The organism is Desulfurispirillum indicum S5 (assembly GCF_000177635.2).
GTDB classification, from domain to species: Bacteria; Chrysiogenota; Chrysiogenetes; order Chrysiogenales; family Chrysiogenaceae; genus Desulfurispirillum; species Desulfurispirillum indicum.
The window spans coordinates 2,384,719-2,400,073 of the sequence record NC_014836.1; the positions used below are offsets into that span (position 1 = coordinate 2,384,719).

The window sequence follows — 15,355 nt, forward strand, 5'->3', positions numbered from 1 at the left end:
GCCATCAGGCTGCTGAAAAGCCCCATCTGCGGCGATGCTCACAAGTGCTCGTTGCAGATGAGGGGCAGTGGGTAACACCGCAGGGGTAGCCTGCTAAAGAAAAACCCCCTCCTGCGATGCAGAGAGGGGGTTTTGGTTATGTAACCTTCCAGTTTACTGGGAACGAAAATCAAATACCCTGGGCTTGCCATCACGGGAAGCACCCTGGAATTTGACCTGCTTGCCGGCAGAGGCTCCCTGACGGGCGGGTCGGCTGCCCGCGCTTTTCGGACGAGCGCCTGTGGAGGTTGAGGGGAACGCGCGGGCGCTTTTCGCGGGCTGCGCTCCACTGCGTGCCCGTCCCTGCCCCTGACGGTTATTGCGACCATTCTGGATGGGCTCAGCCGGGATAGAGGGGTCGGGTTCAAAACCCTTGATATGCTCCTGGGGAATGTCACGCTTCAGCAGGCCTTCAATTCCTTTCAGCAGCTGTTTTTCATCAACGCACACCAGGGAGCAGGCCTTGCCGCAGTTGCCAGCGCGGCCGGTGCGGCCGATGCGGTGCACGTAGTCTTCGGGCACATTTGGCAGTTCAAAGTTGACCACGTGGGGCAACTCGTCAATATCCAGTCCACGGGCGGCAATATCGGTGGCCACCAGTACCCTGACCTGACCTTTTTTGAAGTCGGCCAGCGCCTTGGTGCGAGCACTCTGGCTCTTGTTGCCGTGGATGGCAGCGGAGTGAATGCCGTCTTTTTCCAGCTGCTGGGCCAGGCGGTTGGCGCCATGCTTGGTGCGGGTGAAGACCAGCACCTGCTGCCATTTTCCCTCGCTGATAAGCTTGGAAAGCAGCTCGCGCTTGCGCTCGCGGTCGACCAGGTGAACCACCTGGTCAACGGTTTCAGCAGCCGTGTTGCGACGGGCCACTTCCACCTGCACCGGATCCTTCATGAAGCTGCTGGCCAGCTCGGTGATTTCGCGGGAGAAGGTGGCAGAGAAGAGCAGGTTCTGGCGCTCTTTGGGCAGCAGGGCCAAAACCTTGCGGATGTCGTGGATAAAGCCCATGTCCAGCATGCGGTCGGCCTCATCGAGTACGAGGAATTCCACTTTGGACAGGTCAATACTCTTTTGCTGAACGTGGTCCAGCAAGCGTCCGGGAGTGGCAACCACAATGTCCACGCCACGGCGCAGATTGGCGAGCTGGGGACCCATGGCAACCCCACCGAAGATCACGGCGGATTTCAGGGAGAGGTGCTTGCCATAGGTGCGCACACTTTCCTCTACCTGGGCTGCCAGTTCGCGGGTGGGCGTCAGGATGAGGGCGCGCACATGGCGACGGCCACGAATGGCCTGGCGCTCCAGAATTTCCAGCATGGGCAGGGTGAAGCCGGCAGTTTTGCCAGTGCCGGTCTGGGCACCCGCCTGAATGTCTCTGCCTTGCAGAATGGCGGGAATAGCCTGTTGTTGGACAGGAGTTGGCTGCGTGTAGCCTTCAGCGGCAACGGCACGCAGAATCGGGGCCGAAAGGCCAAGATCGGAAAATAACATATGGAAGAGTCTTTCTGATTATACGCCTACCCAGAAGAGGGTCGGTCTAGGCAAAAATCGGTAAATTACATTCGTTGAACACGAAAGGATCAGGTCGCAGACCGAAATGCGGCAGGAATGCAGAGCTTGTACCACACTTGACCAGGTAATGCAAATGAAAGGCTGCAGAACACTTCATTTCCGCGCAGATTCTTCGTATACTTCTTTTTCCGCAACCTGCTTATCCACCCAGCGACCCGCACGATAAGGAGCCAGACATGCCAACCTATACCGTCACCGCACCCAGCGGCCGCCTCAATGCCGAGCAGAAACAGAACCTCGCCACCGCCATCACCCGTGCCCACCACGACATCACCGGAGCTCCCACCTACTTCGCCCAGGTTATTTTCGTGGAGGTGCAGCCCGGTAATTACTTTGTGGGCGGCGCCCCCCTGGCCCACGACCAGATCTTCATCCACGGACAGATCCGCGCTGGCAGAAGCGAGGAAGACAAACGCAAACTGATTGAAAAGATTCTGCTGGTATGCAGCCCCGCCGCTGCTGCTCCCGCCAGTGCCCTGTGGGTCTATCTGGTGGATTTACCCGCTGCCCAGATGGCCGAATTCGGACACATCCTGCCAGAACCGGGCCAGGAGGCCCAGTGGTCAGCCAGTCTGCCCGCTGCCGATCGCCAGCGCATGGAGGCTGTGGGGAAGACTGCTCAGTGAAATGGATGAAGCAAAAGCTGCACGATGCACCAGTGGCACCCGTATACATCCGGTATCTCATTTAAAATACCAAAGGTATTGACAGCACAACAACCGGCGCACATACTTTCGGTATCTTTAAAACATACCACTGGAGATCGCCATGCAGTCGCCCTTTGCCCACGATCGCCTGCCACGCGTCGAAGAGTTTTACGGACGCTCCCGTGAGCTCTCCCGCATCAACCAGGCAATCCACCACAGCACCAACCTTCTGATTCACTCCAAGCGCCGCATGGGCAAAAGCGCGTTGATTCGCCATGCGCTTGCGCAACAGGCAAATGACACTCTGTGCCTCTACGCGGACATTTTTCACATAACCTCCAAAGAAGGCTTTGCCCAGGCACTGCTTGATGCCCTGGCATCTGCCCACAAAGGCGATCTCAAATCCACCATCAAAAAGTTGACATCACTCCTGAAGCGAGTGCGGGTTGAACCAGCCATAGATCCCCACACGCTGGAGTACACCATTCGGCCTGTTGTCGCGACGCTCAGCTTCGAGGAAATGCTGGCCGACTTTATGGCGGGCATTGAAACCATTGCCCAACAACAGCGTATCGCCGTAGCCATTGACGAATTCCAGCAGATCGCCACCATAGGCGACGTCCGGCTCGATGCACTGCTGCGCTCTCACATACAGCAGCACCATAACATTACCTGGATATTCCTTGGCTCCAAGCGCCACCTCCTGACTTCACTCTTTGAGTACAGCGCTCCACTCTACGAAATGGCCACCCACGTTGAGCTCCCCCCGCTCTGCCTGGACGAAATTGAAGCCTACGCAACCCGGCATCTGAACATCGAGCGGGCACAGATCGAACACGTGTATACCCTGGCCGACGGTGAAACCAAACTGTTACAGAATATTCTCCACCTGCTCTACCTGGAAAGGGAACACCCTGTCACACCTGAGAGTATTGACCGGGCCCTGGATGAGATTATTGCTTCCAAAGACACCAGCTACCGCATGCTCTTCGACACCCTCAGCCAGAATCAGAAAACGGCCCTCAAGATTGTCGGAAAACAGAAGCGGGCTGTCTATAACGCCTCAATCCTGCAGGAACACCACATCAAGAAGCAAACCCTGCAATCTGCCATAGACGCACTGCTGGGCAGAGAAATACTCGACCGTGACGGTGACCGCTACTTTCTGCCCGATCGCACCCTGGAGCTCTGGGTGGAAAGGCTCTCACCTGTATAGCCAGGAAACAAACTCAGGCAACACAATATTTCGGACTGCTGGTTTTTTGTCTCATCATCCGCCTGCCAAGCCAATTCAGTACCTGCAGCATACCCAGCACGGCCAGAATGACTACTACCAGCAGTACACTCATGGCAGCAGCGCTCTGGGTGCGTCCTTCATTGAGCAGCTGCAGGATGGAGACGCTGGCCAGACGCACGTGTGGCGATACCAGAAAAATAACGGCACTGATGGTCACCATACTCTGAATAAACAGGTAACTGATGGCGGCCAGAAAACTCTGCCAGTTCAGTGGGAAAATAACCCAGGCGATGGTGCGGGTTACTCCCGCCCCCAGGCTTCGCGCGGCTTCACTTACCGAGGCGTCCAGTTGACGCAGGTTGGCAAGGTGTACCAGAACCGCAAAGGTCAAGAAATGCACCATATTGGCAACCACCAGGATACTCGCTGTACCCGTCAGCTGCAGAGGAGCCGTATTAAAGGCGAAAATGTATCCGATTCCCAGAACCAGTCCGGGTATGGCGGCGGGCAGAAAAATGGCGAAACTCAGCAGGCGGGCGAAAATCCCCCGCACAATCAGAAAAGCTACCAGGAAAGTAATGGTCGCTCCCGTCAGGGCGCTGATCACAGCCACTTTCAGGCTGGTCCAGATCGGGCTGAGGCCACCCACCGTGGGGAACTGATAGTGCTGCAGGGAAAAGCGATATTCATAGCCCCAGGCGTGCACCAGTGAGGCGGCAACCAGAGTACCATAAATAAGTACGATAGCGGCGCTGATAGCAATTACAAATGAAGTGAAGAGCGCCTGGGAGGACCAGCGCAGGCGGCCACTGTAGGGGCGTGCCCTGCCACTGATGCTGCCAAAAGTCTGCCGGGAAAAGTACCGGTCCATGACAAAAGCCAGCAAAGCGGGAATCAGGAGCACCATACTGACCGCTGACGCCATGGGGAAGTCGGAAAGGCCGATGAACTGACGGTATATCTCTGTCGCCAGCACCTGGTAGTCGCCACCGATGGCTGCGGGGTTGCCGAAGTCGGTGATCACCAGGCTGAACACCAGAAATGCAGCGGCGGCTATGCCGTAACGGGCGCCGGGCAAGGTCACATGCCAGAAAGTGGTCCAGGGACTGTGTCCCAGACTCTGGGCAGCCTCTTCCAGACTGGCATCACCAGCCCGCAGAGTGGCATAAAGGAGCAGAAAAGCCTGGGGGAAAACGTAGAAGACTTCCGAGCAGATAATTCCCGTCGCGCCGAAGATCCCGTCCCAGCGAAGCCCCAGCAGCTCCCGGGTGATAAATCCGTTGCGACCGAAGAGAAAGATAAAGGCCAGGGCCTGGACAAACGACGGGGCAATCAGGGGCAGCAGAGCGATGGTGAACCAGAGGGGACGCAAGGGCACCCGTGTGCGACTCAGGGCATAGGCGTAGAGAAACGCCAAGGTCACCGCAATCAGCGTACTCATCACCGAGACGTACAGACTGCGCCACAGCGCTCGCAGGGTGCGCGGTTCCTGAAAAAAGCTGCGATAGTGCTCAAAGCTCAGGGAACCCTGACTTCCCTGCAGGCTGCGCCAGAATATTTCTACCACCGGCCACAGAATAAAGATGCACATGGCCGCCAGGCAGAAGGCTCCGGTGCCATAGAGGAGCAGGCGATCAAAACGCGATTCACCATGGCTCATTACGCCTGGCCTTTCCGGGGATAGACCCGTATGGCTTCCTTCGGCAACCGCAAGACAACTTGTTGCCCTTCGCCAAACGCCAGTATCCGTGCCTGGGCCTGGGGAATCTCCACGTGCAGCTGGCTGGCGCTGCTGCTGTTTCCGGCGTCCACGGTAAGGCGCACCACCGACCCCAGGGCGCACACCTCCCGGACGCTGGCTTTCACCCTGTTCTCAATTGATCCGGCATATTCCGGTGGCAACAGTTCAATCTCTGAGGGGCGAATCCCCGCCAGGATCTCCCGGTTATTTACTGGAATGTTGTCAGCGCGCAGCATGTAGCCACTCCAGTGGATTTTCTCCTCTTCCACAGTGGCATGGAAAAAATTCATCTGCCCCACAAAACCCGCCACAAAAGGTGTTGCCGGGAAACGGTAAATATCCATGGGCCGCCCCAACTGCTCTATACGCCCTCTATTCATGACCACCACCCGATCGGAGAGTTCCATGGCTTCTTCCTGGTCGTGGGTGACATAGATCATGGTGATTCCCAAAGCGCGCTGCCACTGGCGTATCTGCTGGCGCAAATGTACTCGTATTCTGGCATCCAAAGCCGAGAGGGGTTCATCCAGCAGGAGGACGCGCGGCCCTGGCGCCAGGGCGCGCACCAGGGCTACCCGCTGCTGCTGGCCACCTGAGAGCTGGGAAGGGTACTTGGAGGCATGGGCCTGCAGGTCAGCCAGCTCGAGCATCTCGGCAACCCGCTGATGGATGGCCTGCCGGCTCCAGCGCCGTGAGCGCAGTCCGAAAGCAATATTCTCCCGCACCGTCATATGGGGAAACAGGGCGTAATTCTGGAAAACGATCCCGAACGGTCGCTTCTGGGGTGGCTGGTGATGGATATTCTGCCCTTCCAGGCGGATGGCCCCACTGCAGAGCCCCTCAAAACCGGTTATCATGCGCAGCAGGGTTGTCTTGCCGCAACCGGAAGGTCCGAGGAGAGTCAGTAGCTCCCCCCGGACCACCTGCAGGTCGATGTTGTCGACGGCGTTTACCGCGCCATAGGCACGCCTGACGCCATCAAGCTGGAGAAATGGTGGACTGCTTTGTGTCGACATGCTGTACTTATCTGGCAAAGCGCTTGGTCCATTCGCGCACCACCGCGTCCTTGGTCTCTCCTACCTTATTGAAATCCATGGAGATGAGAGGAATATCCCCAAGCTGAGGCAGCTTCTCAGAAGTGGCAATGCCTTCCATGGTGACACCGGCTTTCATGACGGCATAGGACTTCATGGCATTCTCACTGATGGCCCAGTCAAGAAATCGCTTGGCTGCTGCCGGATTGGGGCCACCCTTGACCAGGGCGTTTGCTTCCAGTTCATAACCAACGCCCTCTTTCGGGAAGATCAGCTGCACGGGAAAGCCCTGATTGGCCTGAGACTGGATGCTGAGCACCAGGGAGAGACCGACGACAGCCTCACCAGAACCGGCCAGACGAGCAGGAGCAGAACCGCTGGAGGTGTATTGACGGACATTGCTGTTCAGCTGCTCCATGTACTCCCAACCTTCCTTTTCGCCGAAAATGCTGAGCCAGGAGTTCACGTGGACGAAACCTGTCCCCGATTCTGCAGGATTGGGCATGACCACAAGTCCGCGATAGCGCGGGTCGGTCAGATCTTTCCAGGATGTGGGCAGAGGAAGCTTCAGATCATGTAATTCACGGGTGTTGATCGCAACACCACCAATATACATGGTCATGCCATACCAGAAATCCTGATCGCTTTTGAAACGTGCCGGAATGCGACGGGCATCGCGGGGGCGATAGGGCTCCAGAATGCCTTCTTTGGCCAGCGGATCAAGGGCGGTTGCCGCCGTTCCCCAGATAAGGTCGGCCTGGGGCGAACGGGATTCCGCTTTCACCCTGGCCGCCAGCGCACCTGTTGAAATACGCAGTACCTGAATGTCCAGATCCGGCAGGGCCGCACGGGCTGCTCGCATATACGCTTCAATTTCCTCGTTTTCCAGGGCAGAGTAGACCACAACACGGTTACTGGCTTGGGCTGATACTGCCAGAAAAACTCCCAGGACAAGAACCCCAAATAATTGACGCAACATAAGCTCTCCTTTTACTGCTGATATTTATAATTGCAGTACATGTTTCTCAGATAATCGCGTGGCGTACGCGGGCCGAAACCCATTCGCTGGCCAGTACGGTGACGAAGATGGCAATGAAAATCACGGAAACCTGGGACCAGGCCAGGGAGTTGACCGAAGCCATGAGCTGCAGGCCGATGCCGCCAGCTCCCACCAGTCCAAGCACGGTGGATTCGCGGATGTTGATATCCCAACGGTAGACGGAGATACCGGCAAAGGCGGGCATTACCTGGGGCACGATGCCATAGGCCATGACCTGCATCCCATTGGCGCCGGTGGCGGCAATGGCTTCCACCTGGCTGGTGTCAATCTCTTCGATGGCTTCGTAGAGGAGCTTGCCAATGAAGCCGATGGAGCGCAGGGCGATGGCGATTATGCCTGCCAGCACCCCGGGGCCGACGATGGTCACCAGCAGCATGGCCCAGATGAGGGAGTTGATGGAGCGCGAGGACACGATGACCATCAGGGCCGCTGTGCGCACCATGGTGTGGGGAGTGGTGTTGCGGGCCGCCATGAAGGCCGTGGGCACGGCCACCACGATGCCCAGCAGAGTGCCCAGGGTGGCAATATTAATGGTATCCCAGAGGGGCTTCCACAGCCTTTCCATGTAGGTCCAGCGGGGCGGAATCATGCGACTGAGCAGGTCGGCCCCCTGCTGGGGCGCGTCCAGGGCGAAGAACCAGATGGTCTTGTCGGAAATGATCTGCCAGCACCAGAGAAAGAGGAAGACCCCGAAGAACCAGCAGGCCCACTGGGTCAGCTGCTGGCGACGATTACGGTGTTTCCAGATTCTGCCATCGGCAGTGGTAATTACGGGCATTACTGCAACCTCTTGCGCACGAAGCTGGAAAAGTATTCGGTCATCAGAACGATGCCGATGATAATCAGCAGAATGGCGGCGGCGGTATCGTACTCGTAGCGGTCAAAAGCCGTGTTCAGGGTAGCACCGATGCCACCGGCACCCACGATGCCGATGACGGCCGCTTCGCGGAAGTTGATATCCAGGCGGTAGACCGACAGGCCAATCAGACGCGGCATGACCTGGGGCGCAATACCGTAGCAGACCATCTGCAGCCAGCTGCCGCCGGTGGCGCGAATGGCCTCCACCTGGGAACGGTCGATATCCTCGATGTCCTCGGCCATGAGCTTGGCCATGAAGCCGATGGTGGCAAAGGCCAGGGTGATGACACCCGCCAGGGGGCCGAAGCCGAACATGGCCACGAAGAGGATGGCGATGATGATTTCCTGGAAAGTGCGCGAGATGGAGATAATGCCGCGACAGGCGATGTAGATGGGCAAGGGAGCCACATTGCGGGCTGCCCCCAGAGCGATGGGAACGGAGAGAGCCACGCCGATCACCGTGGAGGTGAAGGTCATGGTCAGGCTTTCGATCATGCCGTCCACAATGTCACCCCAGCGACTGCTGAAGTCGGGACGGGCAAAGGAAGCCACAAAGGCCAGTCCGCGTTCCAACCCTTCGTAGACTCGTATCCAGTTGATATCCACACTGGCAGTTGCCAGCAGCAGGTAGAGGAGAATACCCCCATAGAGCCCATAGCGCTGCCAGGGATTGGCGATAAAAGGCTTTGGTTGCCAGGTGCGATTGCTCATCAGTTCATGTTCCCCTAACAGGCTGCTGAAAAAACCCCATCTGCGGCGTTGCCCGCTGTCGCTCGTCGCTGCAACGTACAGGGAGTACGCTTCACTCCTTGCTTTGCGGGCGCCTTGCACCTGTAGGTTTTTCAATTGCCTGCTTATTCTGAGATATTCCAACAAGCTGCTAAAAGGCCAGGCTCTGCTGGGGCAGGAAGCTGGCCTTGCTGGGAACCGGATCATCCTCTTCGTCATCCAGACACTGGATGGAGGCGTTCCAGTCCTCTTCACCGTAGATGCGGGTCAGGGCATCGGCGGTCAGCTCCGCCGGAGAGCCGTCAAAGACAATTTCTCCCTGGCGCAGCCCCACGATGCGGGCGGCGAACATCTGGGCCAGGGCCACGTCGTGAATATTGATGACCGCTGCCAGACCCTTCTCGCTGCACAGTTCACAGATCAGGCGCATGATCTGGCGCGAGGTTTTGGGGTCCAGGCTGGCGGTGGGCTCGTCCACCAGCAGAATATCGGGATCCTGAATCAGAGCGCGGGCGATGCCTACCCGCTGCCGCTGCCCCCCGGAGAGGGCGTCGGCACGCTTGTCGGCGAAGTGGTCCAGGCCCACCCGCTCCAGCAGGCCAAAGGCGGCGTCGATATCCGCCTGGGGATAGCGGCGCAGGAAACTGCGCCAGAAACCCACATAGCCAAGGCGTCCTGAAAGGACATTTTCCATTACACTCAGGCGCTCCACCAGGGCGTACTCCTGGAAGATCATACCCATGCGACGGCGCTGCTGACGCAGAGCTGCCGAGCCAAGGGCGGTCAGCTCCGCATTCCCCAGGGTTATTCGGCCATCGGTCGGCTCCACCAGTCGGTTCACGCAGCGGATCAGAGTACTTTTGCCCGCTCCCGACGGCCCGATCAGGGCCATGACCTGCCCACGGGGAACGGCGAGCTTGACCCCTTTCAGGGCCAGATCGCCGGTGGGATAGCGTTTGACGAGACCTTCAATGTACAGCATGGCGTTTACCGGCAATCGTAGGTGACACCCATGGCCTGATCTATGGTGCGGATCACGGCCCAGTGCTCTTTATAGGTGATGGGCAGGAACTGGCCCTCGTTGGCAAATTCTTCCTGCAGAGCGGAACCTTCCCAGTCGAAGGTGAAGAAGGCTTCCTTGACCTTGGCCGCCAGATCGGGGTGCAGGTTGTACACGTGGCCGTACCCAGTGGTGGGGAAGGTCTGGGAGCGATAGATCGTCTTGATGCGGCTCTGATCCACAGCGCCGCGATCCAGCATGCGCCCCAGAACGGAGTTGGCAATGGCAGCGGCATCGTAGTCGCGGTTAGCTACGCCCAGGATGGAGTTGTCGTGGCGACCGGAAAAGGCCGTCTTGAAGTCCTTATCGGCCTGCAGGCCAAATTCTGCTTCCAGCAGGGCTGAAGGAGCCTTAAAGCCGGAGTTGGAGGTGGGAGAGGTAAAGGCCAGGGTGCGGCCGCGCAGGTCTTCAATGCGCTCAATACCACTGCCGGGATAGGTGATAATTTCCATCTCATACCCGTAGGAACCATCCTTCGCCGACATGATGGCAAAGGGCACAAAACCGGCACAATTGACGGCAATGGGGTTGCCGCCAGTGTTGACACCAGCCACGTGCAGGCGTCCAGCCCGCATGGCTTCATACTGGGCCGCGTTTGACTGAACGGGGAAGAACTGGACGCGCTTGCCGGTCACCTTCTCCATGTGCTTGATAAAGCCATCCCACACGCGGGCGTACACCGAGGGATCCTCAACGGGGGTGTAGGCGAAAATCAGGGTGGAGGGATTGACCCACTCGCGGGGATTGTCGGGCAGGTCAGCCACCAGGTCGCCATTGCGGTCACAGAAGCGCTCGCTGAGCTGGCCCCGTGGGCAGTCCTGGGCCAGGGCACTCAGTGTTGCTAAAACAGAAAACACCAGGAACAGCATGCTGCGGAAAACATATTTCAATTTCATCGGAAACACCTCATTCTTTATTCATTTTTATGGCCGTCAGCGACACTCGTATTTCACGCCCATGGCCTCGTCAATGGCACGTACCACTGACCAGTGCTCTTTGTAGGTGATGGGGATAAAGCGTTCCTGCTGGAAGGGAGCAAACTCCTGCTGCATGAGTGTGCCTTCCCAGTTGAAGGTGAGAAAGGCTTCCCTGACCTTGGCGGCCAGGTCGGGATGCAGGTTGTACACGTGACCGTACCCGGTGGTGGGGAAAGGCTCTGACTCGTAGATGACCCGGATGTCGTCCATGTTGATCACACCGCGGGCCGCCATGCGCACCATGATCTCGTCGGCGATGGCAGCGGCGTCATAGTCCCGGTTGACCACGCCCAGGATGGAGTTATCGTGCTTGCCCGAATAGGCGGTTTTGAAATCCTTGTCGGCCACCATGCCGTACTCCTTTTCCAGCAGGGCCGATGGAGCCTTGAAACCGGAGTTGGAGGTGGGGGAAACAAAGGCCATGGTCTTGCCGCGCAGGTCATCCAGGGTGCCTATGCCACTGTCGCGGTGGGTGATAAAGGCCATGCGATAACCGTAATTTCCGTCCTTGGCGGCCATGATGGTGAAGGGAACAAAGCCGGAGCAGTTCACAGCCACGGGCACGCCACCCGTGTTGACACCAGCCACGTGCAGGCGTCCGGCCCGCATGGCTTCATACTGAGCCGCATAGGACTGCACCGGGAAAAACTGGACGCGCTTGCCGGTCACCTGTTCCATGTGCTTGATAAAGCCGTCCCACACGCGGGCATAGACGGAAGGGTCCTCGACAGGGGTGTAGGAGAAGATCAGGGTGGAGGGGTTGATCCAGTCTTTGGAATCAGCGGGCACATCGGCCACCATATCGCCATTGCGATCACAGAAACGTTCACTGAGCTGACCACGGAAGCAGTCCTTGGCACTGGCACCACCCACAAGGCTGAAAACAATCAGGAAAAGTGTGACCATGGTGCGGCCTCGCATAAATAGGTTCATAGTTCACCTGCGCAGAAAAAATACGCGCCGAATGCGGGGCCGACACCCGATGAATCCATACCCGCGCAAGGCAGATTGCTGTTGTGCGTAGGTGGACCCGACAGGGCTTGACCCTTTGTCGGAAACGTTCCGGAATCGGCAACTCCCTGCCGTCCTCAGTGAGCGACTATGCAGAAACCAGCAGCGGGAAGCATTAAGGGAATGTGCGGAAAACGTAAAAGAGTGTGCCGCCAGGGTGGAGAGGAAAAAAACTTCCGGAAAAAGGATTTATTGAAGTTTCGCACCTTGTCGCCTTAATTTAAGACATTCTTGTCCTGATGTTTACCACGCGGAAACCGTATTGATTTTTCATGCTTGACTCATCTGGTGTTCCACTTTTCGACTCTGGATATTGTCCTTTTTGACCGCGCAAAAAGGACTCAAAAACGCGCCCCCCGAACGCCCGTTTTTCCGGATCGCCTGCTCGCCTGTTCTGGAGATCCGGCAGCAGGCTGCTCAAAGATGCCCATCTGCGGCGTTGCCGGGCATCGCTCGTCACTGCGACGTACAGGGAGTACGCCTCCTTTCTCGCTTTGCCCGCGCCTTGCACCTGGGCCTCTTTGCGTTGCCTGACCCCTGCATCCCTGCAGTGCTGCCGGACCACTCACTTCCTGTGAGTGTCCCTTCGGGTCTTGCCAGCCAGGCGTCGCACTCACCGGACGGGCTCAGGGGGGAGACGGTCTGCATCTGCCTTTCCCCCGTGGGCTGGCCCAGCCAGAACGCGCCGACTGTCAGGCTGCTGAAAAGCCCTCATCTGCTGCGTTGCCGGGCATCGCTCGTCACTGCGACGTACAGGGAGTACGCCTCGCTCCTCGCTTTGCCCGCGCCTTGCACCTGAGAACTTTTCAATTGCCTGTATAACACGGTAGACCCGCAGGGTTGACGCCACGAGGGCGGCAACCGCAAACCAAAAGCCACGGAGGGCGGTTGTTTGCGGTCCCCAGTTCCAGGCAAGCGGACGGCTGAAAAGGACAGCACTGGGGGCCGCTTTTGCGCCACTTTTGGCGAGTCAAAAGTGGCAAAAGAAACTCACAAACAAGCTGAGGGCAATGTCAAGAAACGCAGTCTGTACAGAACCATTTCAGCATGGCATCAGGGTCGGCGCAACAGCCTGCCGTTTCGGAGGGAGGGGAGAGAAATTTGATGATTTACTCCTCTTTTACACTTCCCCGACACCTTTCGGCGCTCCCCTGTTACCCTGCAGGGAAATGTTACTCACTTGTGCGTCACTGAGGAGGCGTCCCTCTATGTCACCAACGGGAAAAAGGGAAGATCGCGCCCGGCTCAGGCAGATCGCCAGCGGAGCCATTGTCTTTATCATACTGTGCCTGAGCTCCAGTGTCGCCGCCATGGAGCACTCCCAGGCGGGTTGCCCCTTCATCAGCTTCCACCACGCCCTTGAGAAACCACCCACCATAGCCTTGCAGCGTACCCTGCTGGACGCGCGCTCCCTGCTGGACACCACCTTCGGCTGCGACACTGCCCACAGGATTTCGGGAGCCATGGCGGTGGAGATTCACCTGGAGTATGCGCCATCGGATGAGCCGGGCTTCCGGGTGAGCGGCAGCACCTGGCAGGACATTCGGCGCATCACCATCAGCGCAGGCGAACCGGGGGAAATGAGCAGCGGCATCTACGCCCTGCTGCAGGAAAAGCTGGGCATCCAGTTTCTCCATCCGCGCCAGACGGTTTTCCCCGCATACCGGCAGTGGCCTCTGCCAGAGCACTTTGACCTCCGGGCTCGCCCACGCTTTGCCGTGCGGGGCTTTCACCTGCACACCCAGCACCCCACGGAGCTGGAAATGGCACTTCACCAGCCTGGCAGCGAGTCGCTGCAGATGGTGCGGGAATATATCGACTGGCTGGCCCGCAACGGCCAGAACCACTTTCAGTTTTACCTGCTGCGCACCGTGGATCGTCACCACTGGCCAGAACACGCTCGCGCCATTGTGGACTACGCCCACCAGCGGGATATGGGGGTGGGAGTCATGGTTTCCGCCTCCATGCTGCAGCAGCACGCCTTCCAGCTGGTCAAACTCCTGCGGCCCGAACGCTACAGCACCCAGGCGCGCCGCAACCTGGAATGGCTCATGGCCATACCCTGGGACGCGGTGATCCTGGAGCCCACCACCGGGGAGTACCTGCCCGATATGCGTCGTCTCTTCCCCGGCGTGCTGGAGGCCATCGAGCGCATGACCATGGACGAATTCCAGACACCGCTGTTTTACGCCACCCACGTCATCCATCCCCGCGACCGCATCGGCGGCGGCACCAACGACATTCACTGTGAACACCCGGTGGACCCCCGCTCCGGCATCCTCATTCATACCGTCATGTGTTACGACCTGCAGGAGCCCCTGCCCGGTGTCTATGGCAACCGCGACTTCCACTGGATGCGCGAACGGGCCCGTTGCGAAGTACAGCGCCGCCAGACCTGGTACTGGCCCGAATCCTCCTACTGGGTGGCCTTCGACAATTCCGTGCCCCTGTTGCTACTCCCCTATCTGGACAGTCGCCTGCGGGATATCCTGCTCACCGCTAACATGGGCCTTGACGGCCACGTGACCTTCAGTTCCGGCTGGGAGTGGGGTTACTGGCTCTTTGACTGGAGTATCGCCCACTGGAGCTGGCAGTGGTGGCACGAAGGCCAGGAACGCCAGCCCCTTCCCGCCGGACGCCTGCACCATCTGGCTGCGGACGGGGAGCTGGCCAGGTTGATGGAGCGCTCCCTGGACCTCCAGAATCACTTCCTGAAGGATCACGAACTGCTGCGCTATCTGCCCGCCTTCGAACCCTTTGCCGAAGCGCCACCGCCCTTTGACTTCATATTTCAGCCCCGCCCCGAACGGCGGCCCGCCCACCTCATGAAGCGCGCCTCGGCCACCGAAGCCCAGGCGGTGCTGGATGGCCCCGTCCGCCAGCTGGAAGCCTTTGCTCACCAGAGCCTGGCCCTGATCGCGACACACCAGCCCCGCAATGGCCTGGAGCGGGAGCTGTTGGATGGGCTGCATATCACCGCCCTGCGCGCCCTGCACCGCAGTGCCACCCTGCAGGCCACCATCGCCCGCCGTGAAAAGCCGCGCCTGTGGCACCAGCCCACCCCTTCAGCACAGCAGCACCTGGAGCAGGCCGAACGCATCCGAAGCGAAGCCCTGTCCATCGTGCGCCAGCGCGAAGCCGCCTACCGTTATCCCGTCAGCGACATTGCCAGCAGACGCCAGAGCTTCACCGCCTACGACTTTGGCTACCTCTACCCCGTCCATGAACTGTATTTCTGGCAGCGCGAAGAGGAGCAGGTTGCCACCGGGCGTTTTGACATGTTCTATCGCACCATCTGGAACTATTGGCGGGTACTGGGACTTTCCGGTTTGTGGTGAGACATGCGAAGCGCATGCAAGAAGTTTGGCATGATGTCCTTCTGCCTGTATTGTG

12 protein-coding genes are annotated in these 15,355 nt (G+C 58.7%); 3 read left to right on the plus strand and 9 right to left on the minus strand.

Annotated elements, in window-relative coordinates; all coding sequences use genetic code 11:
* Positions 1–153: 153 nt before the first annotated feature.
* On the minus strand, positions 154–1,527 hold the full coding sequence (locus tag SELIN_RS11150) for a DEAD/DEAH box helicase (RefSeq protein ID WP_013506757.1): 1,374 nt from the start codon (positions 1,525–1,527) through the stop codon (positions 154–156).
* A 257-nt stretch (positions 1,528–1,784) separates the two neighbouring features.
* Between SELIN_RS11150 and SELIN_RS11155 the strand changes: the two genes are divergently transcribed.
* A complete protein-coding gene (locus SELIN_RS11155) occupies positions 1,785–2,234 on the plus strand; it encodes a tautomerase family protein (RefSeq protein WP_013506758.1) in 450 nt (149 codons plus the stop codon).
* A 142-nt stretch (positions 2,235–2,376) separates the two neighbouring features.
* On the plus strand, positions 2,377–3,471 hold the full coding sequence (locus tag SELIN_RS11160) for an AAA family ATPase (protein ID WP_013506759.1): 1,095 nt from the start codon (positions 2,377–2,379) through the stop codon (positions 3,469–3,471).
* A gap of 13 nt (positions 3,472–3,484) precedes the next feature.
* Here the strand turns inward: SELIN_RS11160 and SELIN_RS11165 are convergent, their stop codons facing one another.
* From SELIN_RS11165 to phnD (SELIN_RS11200), 8 genes are all read right to left on the minus strand, one after another.
* The gene (locus tag SELIN_RS11165; RefSeq protein ID WP_013506760.1) at positions 3,485–5,152 is read right to left on the minus strand and encodes an ABC transporter permease subunit; all 1,668 of its coding nucleotides are present in this window, start codon (positions 5,150–5,152) and stop codon (positions 3,485–3,487) included.
* Complete coding sequence (locus SELIN_RS11170; protein WP_013506761.1) at positions 5,152–6,249, minus strand: ABC transporter ATP-binding protein; 1,098 nt, start codon at positions 6,247–6,249, stop codon at positions 5,152–5,154. Before SELIN_RS11170 ends, SELIN_RS11165 begins: the two co-directional genes overlap by 1 nt.
* A gap of 7 nt (positions 6,250–6,256) precedes the next feature.
* Positions 6,257–7,246: an ABC transporter substrate-binding protein gene (locus tag SELIN_RS11175; RefSeq protein WP_013506762.1), complete on the minus strand. Its 990-nt coding sequence runs from the start codon at positions 7,244–7,246 to the stop codon at positions 6,257–6,259.
* Between the two features lie 46 nt (positions 7,247–7,292).
* The gene (gene phnE / locus SELIN_RS11180; protein WP_013506763.1) at positions 7,293–8,105 is read right to left on the minus strand and encodes a phosphonate ABC transporter, permease protein PhnE; all 813 of its coding nucleotides are present in this window, start codon (positions 8,103–8,105) and stop codon (positions 7,293–7,295) included.
* Entirely contained in the window at positions 8,105–8,896 is a 792-nt protein-coding gene (gene phnE / locus SELIN_RS11185; RefSeq protein WP_041726084.1) for a phosphonate ABC transporter, permease protein PhnE, read from the minus strand. Before phnE (SELIN_RS11185) ends, phnE (SELIN_RS11180) begins: the two co-directional genes overlap by 1 nt.
* Positions 8,897–9,065: 169 nt before the next feature.
* The gene (gene phnC, locus SELIN_RS11190) at positions 9,066–9,896 is read right to left on the minus strand and encodes a phosphonate ABC transporter ATP-binding protein (protein WP_013506765.1); all 831 of its coding nucleotides are present in this window, start codon (positions 9,894–9,896) and stop codon (positions 9,066–9,068) included.
* Positions 9,897–9,901: 5 nt separating this feature from the next.
* Positions 9,902–10,843 (minus strand): phosphate/phosphite/phosphonate ABC transporter substrate-binding protein, encoded by a 942-nt coding sequence (gene phnD, locus SELIN_RS11195; protein ID WP_425481178.1) that lies wholly within the window; start codon positions 10,841–10,843, stop codon positions 9,902–9,904.
* Between the two features lie 63 nt (positions 10,844–10,906).
* A complete protein-coding gene (phnD, locus tag SELIN_RS11200; protein ID WP_425481179.1) occupies positions 10,907–11,872 on the minus strand; it encodes a phosphate/phosphite/phosphonate ABC transporter substrate-binding protein in 966 nt (321 codons plus the stop codon).
* A gap of 1,298 nt (positions 11,873–13,170) precedes the next feature.
* Here phnD (SELIN_RS11200) and SELIN_RS15135 point away from each other — a divergent pair.
* Positions 13,171–15,300, plus strand: a complete 2,130-nt coding sequence (locus SELIN_RS15135; RefSeq protein ID WP_013506768.1) for a hypothetical protein — start codon at positions 13,171–13,173, stop codon at positions 15,298–15,300.
* Positions 15,301–15,355: the final 55 nt, after the last annotated feature.

Excerpts from the sequence above, each read along its gene's own strand:
- SELIN_RS11170 (WP_013506761.1), bottom strand. The coding sequence starts at position 6,249 with ATGTCGACACAAAGCAGTCCACCATTTCTCCAGCTTGATGGCGTCAGG.
- phnD (WP_425481178.1), bottom strand. The coding sequence starts at position 10,843 with ATGCTGTTCCTGGTGTTTTCTGTTTTAGCAACACTGAGTGCCCTGGCC.
- SELIN_RS11175 (WP_013506762.1), bottom strand. The coding sequence starts at position 7,246 with ATGTTGCGTCAATTATTTGGGGTTCTTGTCCTGGGAGTTTTTCTGGCA.
- phnE (WP_041726084.1), bottom strand. The coding sequence starts at position 8,896 with ATGAGCAATCGCACCTGGCAACCAAAGCCTTTTATCGCCAATCCCTGG.
- SELIN_RS15135 (WP_013506768.1), top strand. The coding sequence starts at position 13,171 with ATGTCACCAACGGGAAAAAGGGAAGATCGCGCCCGGCTCAGGCAGATC.
- SELIN_RS11150 (WP_013506757.1), bottom strand. The coding sequence starts at position 1,527 with ATGTTATTTTCCGATCTTGGCCTTTCGGCCCCGATTCTGCGTGCCGTT.
- SELIN_RS11160 (WP_013506759.1), top strand. The coding sequence starts at position 2,377 with ATGCAGTCGCCCTTTGCCCACGATCGCCTGCCACGCGTCGAAGAGTTT.
- phnC (WP_013506765.1), bottom strand. The coding sequence starts at position 9,896 with ATGCTGTACATTGAAGGTCTCGTCAAACGCTATCCCACCGGCGATCTG.
- phnE (WP_013506763.1), bottom strand. The coding sequence starts at position 8,105 with ATGCCCGTAATTACCACTGCCGATGGCAGAATCTGGAAACACCGTAAT.
- SELIN_RS11165 (WP_013506760.1), bottom strand. The coding sequence starts at position 5,152 with ATGAGCCATGGTGAATCGCGTTTTGATCGCCTGCTCCTCTATGGCACC.
- SELIN_RS11155 (WP_013506758.1), top strand. The coding sequence starts at position 1,785 with ATGCCAACCTATACCGTCACCGCACCCAGCGGCCGCCTCAATGCCGAG.
- phnD (WP_425481179.1), bottom strand. The coding sequence starts at position 11,872 with ATGCGAGGCCGCACCATGGTCACACTTTTCCTGATTGTTTTCAGCCTT.